General features: G+C 55.7%; 15 protein-coding genes. 4 read left to right on the forward strand and 11 right to left on the reverse strand.

Annotated elements, in window-relative coordinates; translation table 11 throughout:
* The first annotated feature begins 48 nt into the window (after nt 1–48).
* Nucleotides 49–522, forward strand: a complete 474-nt coding sequence (locus ACFQE9_RS01400; RefSeq protein WP_379739295.1) for a redoxin domain-containing protein — start codon at nt 49–51, stop codon at nt 520–522.
* Nucleotides 523–650: 128 nt separating this feature from the next.
* On the opposite strand, the gene ACFQE9_RS01405 is transcribed toward ACFQE9_RS01400, so the two are convergent.
* Together ACFQE9_RS01405 and ACFQE9_RS01410 are read right to left on the reverse strand one after the other, a co-directional pair.
* Entirely contained in the window at nt 651–1,100 is a 450-nt protein-coding gene (locus ACFQE9_RS01405) for a universal stress protein (protein ID WP_379739298.1), read from the reverse strand.
* A gap of 72 nt (nt 1,101–1,172) precedes the next feature.
* Entirely contained in the window at nt 1,173–1,475 is a 303-nt protein-coding gene (locus tag ACFQE9_RS01410; protein WP_379739301.1) for a cupin domain-containing protein, read from the reverse strand.
* A gap of 175 nt (nt 1,476–1,650) precedes the next feature.
* On the opposite strand from ACFQE9_RS01410, the gene ACFQE9_RS01415 reads away from it, so the two are divergent.
* Nucleotides 1,651–1,941: a hypothetical protein gene (locus ACFQE9_RS01415; RefSeq protein ID WP_379739304.1), complete on the forward strand. Its 291-nt coding sequence runs from the start codon at nt 1,651–1,653 to the stop codon at nt 1,939–1,941.
* An 89-nt stretch (nt 1,942–2,030) separates the two neighbouring features.
* Here the strand turns inward: ACFQE9_RS01415 and ACFQE9_RS01420 are convergent, their stop codons facing one another.
* Nucleotides 2,031–2,363: a CGCGG family putative rSAM-modified RiPP protein gene (locus tag ACFQE9_RS01420; protein ID WP_006667245.1), complete on the reverse strand. Its 333-nt coding sequence runs from the start codon at nt 2,361–2,363 to the stop codon at nt 2,031–2,033.
* Nucleotides 2,364–2,468: 105 nt separating this feature from the next.
* Here ACFQE9_RS01420 and ACFQE9_RS01425 point away from each other — a divergent pair, with 105 nt between their 5' ends.
* Nucleotides 2,469–3,569 (forward strand): enolase-like domain-containing protein, encoded by a 1,101-nt coding sequence (locus tag ACFQE9_RS01425; RefSeq protein WP_379739307.1) that lies wholly within the window; start codon nt 2,469–2,471, stop codon nt 3,567–3,569.
* A gap of 364 nt (nt 3,570–3,933) precedes the next feature.
* Here the strand turns inward: ACFQE9_RS01425 and ACFQE9_RS01430 are convergent, their stop codons facing one another.
* From ACFQE9_RS01430 to ACFQE9_RS01455, 6 genes are all read right to left on the reverse strand, one after another.
* Nucleotides 3,934–4,179, reverse strand: a complete 246-nt coding sequence (locus tag ACFQE9_RS01430) for a ferredoxin (RefSeq protein WP_006667243.1) — start codon at nt 4,177–4,179, stop codon at nt 3,934–3,936.
* Nucleotides 4,180–4,344: 165 nt separating this feature from the next.
* Nucleotides 4,345–4,581 carry a DUF2249 domain-containing protein gene (locus ACFQE9_RS01435; RefSeq protein WP_273739192.1) on the reverse strand — a complete coding sequence of 79 codons (237 nt, stop codon included), beginning with the start codon at nt 4,579–4,581 and terminating at the stop codon, nt 4,345–4,347.
* Nucleotides 4,582–4,750: 169 nt separating this feature from the next.
* Nucleotides 4,751–6,541 carry a ribosome biogenesis/translation initiation ATPase RLI gene (locus ACFQE9_RS01440; RefSeq protein ID WP_379739310.1) on the reverse strand — a complete coding sequence of 597 codons (1,791 nt, stop codon included), beginning with the start codon at nt 6,539–6,541 and terminating at the stop codon, nt 4,751–4,753.
* Nucleotides 6,542–6,639: 98 nt separating this feature from the next.
* Nucleotides 6,640–7,575, reverse strand: coding sequence for a thiamine pyrophosphate-dependent enzyme (locus tag ACFQE9_RS01445; protein WP_379739314.1), 936 nt, complete (start codon nt 7,573–7,575; stop codon nt 6,640–6,642).
* A gap of 5 nt (nt 7,576–7,580) precedes the next feature.
* A complete protein-coding gene (locus ACFQE9_RS01450) occupies nt 7,581–9,500 on the reverse strand; it encodes a 2-oxoacid:acceptor oxidoreductase subunit alpha (protein WP_379739317.1) in 1,920 nt (639 codons plus the stop codon).
* Between the two features lie 87 nt (nt 9,501–9,587).
* Nucleotides 9,588–9,878 carry a DUF5789 family protein gene (locus ACFQE9_RS01455; RefSeq protein WP_006667238.1) on the reverse strand — a complete coding sequence of 97 codons (291 nt, stop codon included), beginning with the start codon at nt 9,876–9,878 and terminating at the stop codon, nt 9,588–9,590.
* 90 nt (nt 9,879–9,968) lie between these two features.
* Here ACFQE9_RS01455 and ACFQE9_RS01460 point away from each other — a divergent pair, with 90 nt between their 5' ends.
* Nucleotides 9,969–10,433 carry a NuoI/complex I 23 kDa subunit family protein gene (locus ACFQE9_RS01460; protein ID WP_006667237.1) on the forward strand — a complete coding sequence of 155 codons (465 nt, stop codon included), beginning with the start codon at nt 9,969–9,971 and terminating at the stop codon, nt 10,431–10,433.
* A gap of 239 nt (nt 10,434–10,672) precedes the next feature.
* On the opposite strand, the gene ACFQE9_RS01465 is transcribed toward ACFQE9_RS01460, so the two are convergent.
* Nucleotides 10,673–11,800 carry a DUF2249 domain-containing protein gene (locus ACFQE9_RS01465; protein ID WP_417447969.1) on the reverse strand — a complete coding sequence of 376 codons (1,128 nt, stop codon included), beginning with the start codon at nt 11,798–11,800 and terminating at the stop codon, nt 10,673–10,675.
* 152 nt (nt 11,801–11,952) lie between these two features.
* Nucleotides 11,953–12,927, reverse strand: a complete 975-nt coding sequence (locus ACFQE9_RS01470) for a hypothetical protein (protein ID WP_379739325.1) — start codon at nt 12,925–12,927, stop codon at nt 11,953–11,955.
* Nucleotides 12,928–12,963: the final 36 nt, after the last annotated feature.

The raw sequence follows: 12,963 nt of genomic DNA on the forward strand, positions 1-12,963 counted from the left end.
CCGTTCGGCCAAGGGTTTAGGGCGCTTCCGCATTTAAATAGATCTGCTATGGTTTCAACAGGAGATACTGCGCCGAATTTCACAGCGACGTACCGAGGAAGCGAACACGAGACGTTCGAACTTGTCGAGCATCTTGGAGAGGGTCCTACCGTATTAGCGTTCTTCCCCGGGGCGTTTACACCTCCGTGTTCGAACGAGATGGTAGCCCTCCAAGAGCGTCTCGATGAGCTTCAAGATGCGGGAGGGACACTCTTCGGCATCAGCGCCGATTCATCATTCTCCCTCGGTGCGTTCGCAGACGAGTACGATCTCGAGTTCGACCTCGTCAGTGATATGGGCGGCGAAGCGATTCCGGGATACGACCTCTCTATCGACATCCCGGACTTAGGCCTGTACGGTGTCGCCAACCGGGCTGTGATCGTCCTTGACGAAGATCGGACTGTGACCTACAGGTGGGTAGCTGAAGATCCGACGAACGAACCAGACTACGATGAACTCATCGAGGCCGTCGAGGCAGTCTGACAAACAGCGGCTCCGTCAGTTTGAACGACACGCTTTGAGTTGAGTAATCACTGTGAGTAGAATGTTTCTATGATATCCTCTCAAGACTCAGGAATTGTGATTATATCAAATTACACATAGTAATTCGGTTATTCGTCGACTTCCGTTTTCACGACGACTGTCGGTCGGGTGGTTAGCCGAAGCACGCGTTCGGTTACACTTCCGAGTAGCGCGCGGTATTCCGCTGGCCGGTGTTTCGTCCCGAGGACGACCATATCGATATCCTGTCGATCCCCATACTCGAGTATCGTTTCGACGGGATGTCCGTGTTTTACTGCCGCGATCATCTCGACCTCACTGTCTTCCGCACTACTCCGGACCTCCTCGATTGCCTCCTGTCCGCGTTCTTCGAGTCCATGTTCGGGTCCCTCTGCCTCATCGACGTACTCATCTCCACTGTATGCCGTGTAGATGCTCTCGTCGACGACGAAGAGCGCATGAAGGGTAGCATCGTGCATCTCGGCGAGTTCGATCGCATGGGATTCCGCGTTCTTCGATGCAATCGTACCATCCGTGGCGAGTAGGATCTGGTCGTACATAGAGCAACGTTCGTTCAGCTAGCCGATAAGGATGGTCATCGCAACGAGTCGACGAATTGGACCGAAACGCTGTTAATCACTCTTTTTGGCGAGAACGATCAATGCAGTACTATCGGTCTGTGCTGCTGGCGCTACTTCACGCATCCCGTCGAACTGGACGATATCTCCTGACTGTATGATATGAGACTCCCCATCGAGTTGCAGATCGATCTCACCTGAGATTAAATAGAGAATAACCTGCCTTTCAGGATGACTGTGTGCACCAACGCTTTCACCTTCGTCCAGGGATAATCGGATTGTTTTCGGTTCTTCGGTTGGGAACACGGCAGCGTGCGGTACACCTTCACAGTCCTCAATTGATTTCACCGGTGCCATGAATCCATTATGGGACTGAACAGCCCTATGTGCATCGAACTATGGCTCTATTACTTGCTGTGACAGCCACCGCCCAGCAGGAATATTGGCTTTTCTCGGGCTCAAAAGTGGGATTCGCCCCTATGCTTTTTCGCCTTCCACGAGTAGTTTCGAATACGCACCGGACAGCAATACTATGACAAACGGAAAATCTAACATAGTTGTCACATTCAATCCGCAAGAATGGGTCGACGGACCGTACCATCTAGACGATGGGGCAGACAAACAACTGAATCCCGCCGAAAACCGGGATTCAGTAACGTTCGAAGTGCCGTGGGAAGACGGAACCGATGAAGAGGGAACGATATTCCCAGACGAGTCGTACGAAGCAAATCAGTTGCAATCTCACCCTGCGGCTCCAGAGTGGGTCCAAAACTGGGAGGGGCCATACTACGTCCGGACAGAATTAGCTGAAGACGAGTGGTAGCTGGCTGACAGCTCAGTCCACGTGCTGTGCGTGTAATCGGTCGAGAGGAGCTTTTCCCAATCCTGAGGGTAGTCTCTGATTCGCGCCGATCAGTTAACGTGAACGCGGACGACATGACCACCGCAGCCGCACTGCTCGATATATTCCCACTCGACGTCCTCATCTCCAAACCGATCATCAAGCGCATCGTAGAGGAACCCCTCGGGATGGCCGTGTGCCTTGTGCGTGACGAGATTCACGTGGTGACCGCTGGTCGTGTGCTCGACCGCCTCGATTCCGTGACGCTTGAGTAGCGAGAGGTCGTCTTCGTACTGTGGCTTCTCGAGGTTGGCGGACCAGGAATTATCGTGGTTTCGGTCGGTGACAGGTTCAGTCTCACCGTGTGCGTGGTCGTCGCCGTGATCGTGGGAGTGACTTGCCATCCTCTGATATTGGTCTGCTATTCGGATAAGGGGTTTGGTGGTGTCTCTCCCCTTTTGGGTGGAAAGTCGTCTGGGGTATTTCAGCACAGAGCCCGCACTGAACGTATGGACGACCACAAACCCGGAGGGGATTGGGAGTACGCGATACACAGTGGCCTCCCCGACTTCTATAGAGATATCAAATCGGTACCGGTCACGGTCGAAGCGGTTTCGTTCGAGGAAAAGCGTATCGAGACGGAACACCGGACGTTCGAACGAACCATCATTCGTGTTCGCGGCGAAGGCGTAACTGGATGCGGAGAAGACGTCACCCGCTCCAGGGAGGCACACAATCGACTTCGCGAGGACGGACTAGCGCTCCCGACCGGTGACTGGACGGTCGGAACGTTTTCGGACGCTCTCGATGCCGATTCGAATATCTTGACACAGACTGCGTCCAGAGACGCTCCCGAGTATTTGCGTTGGGCGATCGAGAGTGCAGTTCTAGATCTGGCACTCAAACAGTCGGGGCGATCGCTGGCATCGGTACTGGACCGTACGTACGAGCCGATGGCATTCGTCGTCAGTCTACAGCTCGGGGATTCACCACACATCCGTCCCGTGAACCGGTTCCTCGACGCGGATTCGAGTATCGAGTTCAAGATCGATGTCCCCGACACGCCGAGCGACGAGTTACTCTCGGCCCTCTCGGATACTGGTGCGGTTCGAATTCTGGATTTGAAAGCACAGTACGGTTCGGATGTCGGGGCTCCCACTGATCCGGACCTCTACCGGCAGTTGTTCGAGACGTTCCCGGATGCACTCATCGAAGACCCGGCCGTCACGGATACGACACGACCTGTGCTCGACGAATATGCTGACCGAATCTCCTGGGACGCCCCGATAACGGGTGTCGAAAGCACCCAGGAACTACCTTGGGTACCAGCTGCTCTCAACATCAAGCCGTGTCGGTCTGGGACGCTCGAATCACTCTGTCGTATTCTCGAATATGGCTTGCAACACGATGTCGAACTCTATGGAGGTGGAATGTTCGAACTCGACGCTGGCCGAGCGCACTCACAGGCGCTCGCCTCGCTGTTCTATCCAAACAGTCCAAACGACCTTGCACCACCTGCGTATCACACCTACCGAGACGACAAATCCTATCCCTCGAGTCCGCTGGAGCCACCGGCCAAACCGGCCGGAATCGGGTGGGATATCAGATAACCACAACACTCCGTTCCAAGGGAACTATATTGGAACAGAAGCATTCTTAGTCGCTACAGGCCGCACTCCGCGCTAATCGCGTTCGGACGCTGATTCCTCATCGTTTGTTCGATCACGACGATCACGCACACAACGTACGGTTGGACAGCGAGCTCTACGGGCTGCGCTGAATGGACGGAGTGCCTTCTCGACCATCAAACGTCGATACGGGTCCGCTGTCACGCTACGCGCTTGGTACCGCGAATATTCGTGAACTAGTGCTCACTGCCGCGGTCTACAACCTCGAACGATCCATTAAACAGAGACTGCTATACCGGATTCAACAAGGCACAGGAGTCGAAATACTGCGGATTTGATTGTCTCATCAGGGTACTAGTTGGTTGCCCTCCTCATCATAGACGGTAATTGCATCAACGGGGCACACGCGACCAGCCATCTCGGCATCAAATTCTGCTCCGTCTGGAACATCTCGAATGTATAATCCTGGTTCCCTCTCGTCACTTCCAACAAGTGTGGCTTTGCCAGCATCACGATCTTCGATGAATTTCTCCCATTCATGGACGCAGTTGAATATCCCGGTGCACGTGTCTCGATCAAATTCAACATACATGATTATTCACGCCTCGTGTCAAATTGTAACCAGTGGATTTCATTAGTAAGTTCAAAGGGCGCTCCGTTAGGTGAATATCTCGTACACCGAGGGTCGTTACCTCGGGTATTCATCTCGCGGGATCACCAAGCCGTGATAGAAGTGTCATTCACAACTCATCGCTCTTCACCTTTCAGTAACCGTCACTCGCCACTCGTCGTCTGTTGCTTGAGATGTTTCATGAGTGTATCCATGTTCTTCAAGGACGGGATAGAGTGGTTCCGGTTCGTGGTCGGCGATTAGTACAAGCATTTCATCATCGGGAAGAACGTCAAGCGCTGTCAGTATCTCATCGAAGGGATTTCCAGTAGTTTCACGGCAATCAAATTCGTGGATTCTGTCGTCATCGGTGTCGGCCCCCATATTCTCTGATTCGTGTTGTAGTGGGATAATCATTCTGCCGATGATGCTCGCGTTGTCCGAATATCACCAATCAGAGATCCATACAAATGTGTTCGCGGGATTGCGTATATGAGAAGAGTGCCAGCAGGGCACCTCCAATTCTGACGGCCGCTCCCATTCGAGTGGATAATCAGTCCTGATAAAAGTATTCGCCGCTCGATTTTTGTTGTCGGTCGAGTTGACTGCCCGGCTTATTCACTCGAGGCCTGCCGGTTCGTCCGTCCCGGCGAAACGTGATTTCGAGGGCAGATAGAAACGCGTTCATGCCGTCCCGCATTGATTGCGGAGATTCTGCATAGCCACTCTGGCTCGGATCACCCTCGAAAACGATCAACCGATCGGCAACTCGATCGATGACGAAGAGGTCGTGATCCACGACGAGCACGGGTCGATTCGTTCGTTTGCTGAATTGGTGAATCCGATCAGCGAGTACCACTCGACGGTCCACATCGAGGAACGCTGAGGGTTCGTCCAAGAGATAGAGATCTGCATCACGAGCGAGACATAGTGCAATCCCGACACGCTGTAACTCCCCGCCCGAAAGCGAGTCAAGTGAGCGAGTATACAACGATTCGAGGTCGAATGGATTCTGAATTCGTGTTTTGAATGATTGGGCGTGAATATCGGTGACTGATGCAAAGCGTTCACGGACTGCAACGTCGCTATCCGGCGTGATATACTGAGGTTTGTACGATACGAGGACATCTTCCGGAACCCGGCCACTATCGGGAGTTACACTCCCAGCGAGCATTTTCACGAACGTCGTTTTACCCAGCGCGTTCTCTCCGACGATACCCACCGATTCCCCGGCGTGAATCTGACCTGGTTCGACGACGAGCGAAAAGTCCGCGAACGATTTCTCAAGCTGCGGATATACAAGGGCCGGTTCGTTGTTTCCGCTGTCGCGAGAGCCAGCCGACGGGAAGTCGATTGAGTGACGCCGAATTTGGACGTTTTCTTCCGATAATTTTCCCTCCAAAAACTGGTTGATGCCCGTCCGTACTGCCGACCGCTGGGCAACGACGCCGAATCCCCCCGGTTCACCGTACAAGACGTGGATTGCGTCAGAGAGTAGGTCGAGCGTCGCAAGGTCGTGTTCTACGACAACAGCCGCGGCATCGGTTTCCTGCACGTGACTGCGGATCGTCCGTGCTACTGACAACCGCTGTTTGATGTCCAGAAACGACGATGGTTCGTCGAACAGATAGAGATCTGCCGCCCTCGAGAGAGTCACCCCGATAGCAACCCGCTGTCGTTCACCTCCGGACAGATCAGACAGTGACCGATCGAGGATCGAGCGGAGACCGAGTGCATTGACGAATCGATCCGGATCGTCAGAACGGGAAGCGAGCAGTTCGCGTACCGTTTCAGCGTCGGTCTCGTGGAGGGAGTCGACCCGTTGGTCCTTGTAGGCGGTGTCGACCGATTCGTCTCGGAGTCGTTCGAGATGAGTCTGCAGGGTCGTCCCCCGAAACGATTCGATCGCCCGGTTCCAGTCTGGCCCTTCACCGCCCCCGCCAAAATTTGGTACTTGGCTACCAGACAAAATGTCCAACGCAGTACTTTTCCCGATGCCATTGCGGCCGAGAAGGCCGATTACAGAACCATCGTCCGGGATGGGGAGATTGTACAACCGGAATCCGTTCTCACCATACTGGTGGACGAGTTGTCCGGTTTCCGCCGGAAGTGGAATAATTTGGATCGCGTCGTTGGGGATCTTCTTTTCGATGAGTTTGTGCTCGGCCAGGACGTTAGCGTCGTCGATGTGGAGTTCACCATGCTCAGTGACGTGGAACCCCTCGTGTCCGGACCGATTCAGCGGATCATATTTGACCGCGATATTTCGTACTTCGTCGGTGACCTCATCCTGATCGATGATTGCGACGTATTCTTGCTTCCGTCCGCTTTGAGGCTCTGTCATGGATTACTTAAACCATCAGTCCGAGTATTCATAGGTGACTGTTGTGGGAGAATATCCCAGTAAATCGAGCCGTATGTGGTGAATTTGGGGTTGCTCGATCACCGATGCCGATTGAGCAGGTCAGACGACGGCTTCCACTCGGCGTCTTCGTCAAAGTACTGTTCGACAATCGGTTTGTCGGGCATCTGGCCTGTTTGGCGCTTCTCTTCGCTGTAGGACGGTCGCCCCTCTTCCACGAAGAACCGGCCAGTCAGAATTTCTCCCTCGTGGAGGCGCGTATCGGTTTTCCGCATCATTTGCGCCGCTTCGTCACGGTCGTGGACGTCGAACTCGAAATCTTCGGAGTCCTGAACGTCGATGTAGGGCACGTATTGCTTGGCGTCCTTGTTCCATGTCGGACACTGAGTGAGAAAATCGACGTGGGCGAATCCGTCGTGGTCCATCGCTTCGACGAGTATTTCCGTCGCCTGCCGGGGATTAACCGCTGCAGTCCGTGCAATATATGTTGCACCCGCATTAAGGCCCCACTCCAGTGGCCGGATCGGGTTCTTCGCCGAACCGGATGGTTGCGTCTTGGATTTGTGTCCCTTCGGACTTGTCGGCGACGTCTGTCCTTTGGTCAACCCGAAAATCTCGTTGTTGAACACGATATAGGTCATATCGTGGTTCTCACGGGCTGTGTGAGTGAAGTGGTTACCCCCAATGCCGTATCCGTCGCCATCGCCACCTGCGGCAACGACCTCCAGATCGGGATTCGCGAGCGTTGCCGCCCGCGCGACCGGGAGCGACCGACCGTGGATCGAGTGGAACCCGTAACTCTCGAAATACGACGAGAGTTTGCCCGAGCATCCGATTCCCGTGACGAGCAACACTTCGTCGGGGTTCTTGCCACGTTCCACCATCGCTTGCTTTAATGTCTTCAGGACGGCGAAGTCCCCACAGCCGGGACACCACGTCGCCCGTGGTTCGACGCCGGGGGTGAACGCGTCTGTATCTACCTCTTGATCTGCATCGATTGCGTTGAATGCACTCATTGTGGTTACCTCGAGTTGGTTGCTTTCGTTGGTTCGAGACGCGTCGTCGGTGGCGCCACATTCGGATCGTCGGTAATGACGGCACGAACACCATCGACAACCTCGGCGGGTTCGAAGGGATTACCGTCGTACTTGAGCAGACTGGATAACCGATCGCCGTACGCCCCCAGTTCGCGCTGTACCAATCCCCGGAATTGACCGCCGGAGTTCATTTCGACCACGACAGCTTCCTCGACGCTCTCGAGGAAGTCAGCGACCTCAGACTCCGGGAACGGCATCATTTCGCTTACGCCTAGTGCCGAAACGAAGTTATCAGTCTCGTTGAGTCGGTCGACCGCTTCGAAGACAGTACTCTGTTGACTTCCCCACACCAGGATTCCGTAGCGGGCATCTTCAGCCCCGTATCGGGTCTGGTGAGTTCCCGTCTCGTCAAGTGTCTCGCGAATTGTTTCCTGTTTTGCCCTCCGTCGGTCGACCTGTCGACGGCGATTTTCGGGATCTTCGCTGATGTGGCCCGCAGGGTTGTGCTCGTTTCCGGTCGTCAGGAATCGGCCACCTTTCTGGCCGGGAAGTGTTCGCGGTACGACGCCATCGTCAGCGTCGTACTGGAAGCGGAGATACGATCCGGACGCGTGGTGTGCGGCGTCTTCGATTTCTTCCTCCGTGAGAACTGTGCCTGGATCCGGGTCGGGAGCTGATTCCGTGAAGACGCTGTCCGGGACTGTCCGATACTCCCCCGAGAGCTTCTGGTCGATGACGACGATCGCAGGGAGCTGGTACTCGTAGGCCAGTTCAAACGCTCGACGCGTCTGTTCGTAACACTCCTCGATTGTTCCCGGTGCGAAGACGATTCGGTTGGAATCGCCCTGGCTGGAGTACAGAACGTGGTCGAGGTCGCCCTGTTCTGGCTTGGTCGGCATTCCGGTCGATGGGCCGCCCCGCATGGCCTCGACGAAGACGACCGGTGTCTCAGTCATTTCGGCCGTTCCGAGTAACTCGGACATGAGTGCGAACCCACCCCCTGAGGAGCCGGACATCGCCTTTACACCTGCGTGGGACGCACCGATCGCCATCCCGGCAGCGGCAATCTCGTCTTCGACCTGTTCGGAAACACCACCGTACTCGGGGAGATGCTGGGACAGAATCGTGAACACTTCCGTCCACGGCGTCATGGGATAGCCAGAGATGAATCGGCAGCCGGCATCGAGCGCACCGTACGCGACGCCGTGCGATCCGGAGAGGAGGACCGGAACCTCCTCGTGCGTTCCCTCCGGAAGGACGACGTCGTGGTCGATTTCGTGTTCATCCCGCACTTGATCGTACGCTGCTTGAAGGATCGTCAGATTCGCCTCGAGTGCATCGCCGCCCATCGAATCTGACATCAACGCTTCGATGGGATCGAGATCCAGCGATATGAGCGCCGCCGTTGCACCGACGCCCGCCGTGTTGCGCATCACCTCACGACCGTGTTCTGTCGCGATGTCCCGAAGGTCGAGCGGATAGACGTGCCAATCGTGTTCTGCAGCGAGAGCTTCGAGTGACGTCTCAAGCACGCTATCGACGTCGTCGATGTCGATCAGCCCTTCGTCGTAGACGATGATGCCCCCATCACGGAGGTCATCGAGGTTTTCTACGAGGGGCTTGACTTCCTCGTTTCCGTAGTAGGCCTCCTCGTCCGGGCTCCGTGCAAACGAGTCGCCCAGCGCCAGGAGAAAGTTGTATCCGTCTCCTCTGGATCGTACTGGCGTCGCCTTCGATCGAATCTCAGCGTACGTGTGGCCACCACGTATCCGTGATGGATAGTGACGATGGGTGAATACGTGGAGGCCCGACCGCATCAGTACTTTCGCGAAGTTCTGACTCGTCGAGTCGATGCCGTCCCCGGACCCTCCTGCGAGTCGCCAAATGAGTTCGTTTTCTGTCATGGTATCTGGTGTCTCATCGTATTCGGGATACGTGGCGGAGTTGTAAGTAGTATCACGGGAATATACTCGCCTCGCTTATACGAGACATCAGAACGAATAGGTCCGGTCTCGTTGGTCGAAATCCCAGACACCTCCCCGGTCATCGTAGAACTTGCGTCCGACGAACGACTCGTCTAGATTCCCGAGGATAGTCTGATACACGTCGTCGACGGACCCGTAGCTTCGTTCGTTGGTGGTCTCCAGCACAGTCCCTACCGTTGTGGGTTCTCCAGTGGGGGGCCTCAGTTCTGCCTCACCGAGTTCGTCGAGGAGGGCATCGTGTGTAATTGGAAAATCGACCTTTTGCTCACACAGCTGTTGGATTTCAATTGGTCCCATATTCAATTGTCGTCCGCCACTCCGATAAACATTGGCACATGTTGGCACCCCCCAACAATTATGATTGACGCTATCGACTATCTATCTGTAATGATCGGGATTCTCAAATCGATGGCGGTGACGATGAAACATGCCTTAGACGGGAAAACGTTCACCGTCGAGTATCCCGAGCAGGCACCTGAAGTCAGTCCTCGGTTCCGGGGAATTCACAAATTTAGTCAAGAACGATGTATCTGGTGTCGGCAATGTGAAAACGTCTGTCCAAACAATACGATTCAGATTGTGATGGACGAACAGCGCAACGGTGAACAATATAATCTGCATGTCGGGCAATGCATCTACTGTCGACTTTGCGAAGAGGTATGTCCAACTGATGCGATCATTCTCACTCAGCAATTTGAATTTACAGGTGATACAAAACACGATTTAGTCTATAACAAGGAGCAGCTGAAAAATGTCCCATGGTATAAAGATTTGCCAGACCCATTAGCATCGAGAGAACCCGACCGTGGGGCCTGGATTGGCGAAGGTGACGGAGAAATTGATTATCAGTAATGGCTTCAGTGAATTCATAGGAGCGATGAGTTTAACTCGTATGGAGTCAGGACACGATACAAAATCAGTAGCCGGACTCCTTCAACGTAGAGTCCTCGGCGGAAGCTCATCTCGTTGTAGCCATTGCCGGTAGCGAGGTTGGGCTAACTGTCCGTATGCCGCAGGCGATCTACGGACCGATCTTCGTACCCCCCAACGCAGGCTAATACCGCCTGCAACCCAGCCATCGGTGACGCCGTTCAGAATGGCGTTCCCTCTTCTGCGGGATCCGACGACGCCTCCTGATCTTTGGGTTCGACCTTGCCGACGAGCACCCGGAACTCCCCGGGTTCCTTCTGACGGTACTGCCAGTGGAATTCTGGCCCTTCCTCGGCGCTGAACTGGTGGTAGAGCGGCTTTGGATCGTGGTCGTTGACGAGGACGAACGCTTCGCCTCGTTCGAGGTCGTCGTACGCCTGGAAGATCAGCTCGTGGCGACGAGCGGGCGGATACTCCCTGACGTCGAGTTCCTGGCTGACTTCGACGTCGAGGTCCTCGTCGGTCCTGGACGCTGCTTCTCCGTCTCCATCGAGCTCTCCGCCGGCGTGATTAGTATGTCCATCGTGATGGGCACCCTCACCGGCACAGGAGTTCGCTTCGGCGTCTTCATCGTCGACGTCCGCACGCTTCGTGATCCGGACGGCGACGCGTCCCGGCTCCTGCTCGACAATCTGCCACTCGAAGGCGTCGCCATATCGCTGCTGGAACTCCTGTTTCAGCGGCCGGGGTTCGTGGGGAGCAACGATCTCCATCGCTTCGCCTTCGGGGATCATTCCGTATCGGTGGTGAATCGACGGGTGTCGCTCGGGTTTGGGAATCTGACGGACGTCGTACCGGGTGATGATGTCATCGTCCGGTGCAGTGGACTCTTCGGTCTTTTCGATAGCAACACGCCACTCACGTCCCCCTTCGTCGAGATACTCCCACTCGAAGGTCTCACCGCGCGTCGATCGGAGCTCGTGGTAGAGCGGCTTCGGGTCGTGGTCGTTGACCAGTACGAACCCCTCCCCAGGGGCGAGTTCGTCGAATCCCTCGAGCAGCACCTCGTGGCGGCGCTGTGGCGGCATGACTCGGACGTCGAAGTCCGGGAGCGCGGCGGCAAGGTCGCCTTCCACTGCAATCGCCATCCGAACCTCGTCTGCATCCCTCGTTACGTCCCACGAGAACTGGACATTACGTTCGATTTGGTACCGTAGCAACGTGAAACCGGGCACTTGATCTGCAATCAGATGAAGGGTGTCTCCCGCTTCGACATCGTCGAACAGCTCGTAGAGGCGATCCCGAACGTCCTCACGAGACGCATCCGTCAGGTCAATCTCCGTACGCATACTGTCGACTTTAGTGCCGGGGTGGATAGGCACTGGGGCGAACACTTCCGCCGACACCCCAAAGTGGCCACCTCACAGTTCGTTCCCCGATTCCAGATCAATAGTCTGACGACTCGCCACGGAAACTCTTTATTGAATGACCCGGCGCGTCCTCAACGGATACTCTCGCGAAATACATAGAGATCGAGTGGCGACCCTGCCCAATCGGAGGGACCGGACTGCGGAGACCTATTGCCCTCGCTTTCGATGTGAGATGGATCTAAATCCGCGGTCTTGATTCGTGGTGTGTCACCTGGCCAATCGTCCGGAACGACTCCCACGAGATCTATTCCATCCATCCCAGCCACATGGCGAGCGGATTTAAGGTGGTCATTGGCGAGCACCCAACTGCCCGCTTGCAGGTTCCTCTCTACGATTGCCTCCTCGACGAGCCCCGCATTTCGAAGGATAATCACGTCGGCGCCGCCATCCACAGAATATGCCGTAGCATCGGCCAAGCGGGCCGCGTACCCCGCTGCCGCCAGGTCGTCCATCGCCGCCACGTCGACGTCGACATACGTAACCTCGGCTTCGGGAAACGCGACCGATGGGCTCACGTCGTGACCCGATCCAGGGTGGTACACGACATCGGCGTCGATACCGAACCGGTTGGCGACGGCTCCATACTGGGCAATCCTGTCTGCGAAGGTGACTGGCGACGACCCGGCGTTCATCGACAGCCGGCGGGCGAGACACAGCTCGGCTGGCAGTAGGTAGTCGCGTTCACCCGTCTCAGGGTGGGAGCCATACCCGGCTGTATGAACCGCCAGTGTCGCCTTCCGTACCGGTTCGGTTGCGGCGACGACTTCGGACCAGTCAGAATCTGTTTGATCTCGGGCTCGCTGAATGTACCTCGTCACCGCGTCGCTGGCTGCGTGATAGCGTTCAAGGACATCGTTTGTGATCGCGACGCCTGACTCCTGAGTTACTTCCTGCATCGTCACGTCCGGTTCTGCCGGTGTAGCGTGGTCGTCGTTCGCGAGTGGCTCGTTTGCGTCCTGCCAGCCACTGAGGAACGACTCATACTCTGCAAGTGCCTTCCGCAATCGCTCGGCAGCGAGCCGAAGGTCACTAACGGTAGTCGTCATCTTTCGAACGTCAGGTCACGGTTGACCGTTCGCACA

The sequence above is a fragment of the Halopenitus salinus genome, from assembly GCF_042662125.1.
GTDB lineage: Archaea > Halobacteriota > Halobacteria > Halobacteriales > Haloferacaceae > Halopenitus > Halopenitus salinus.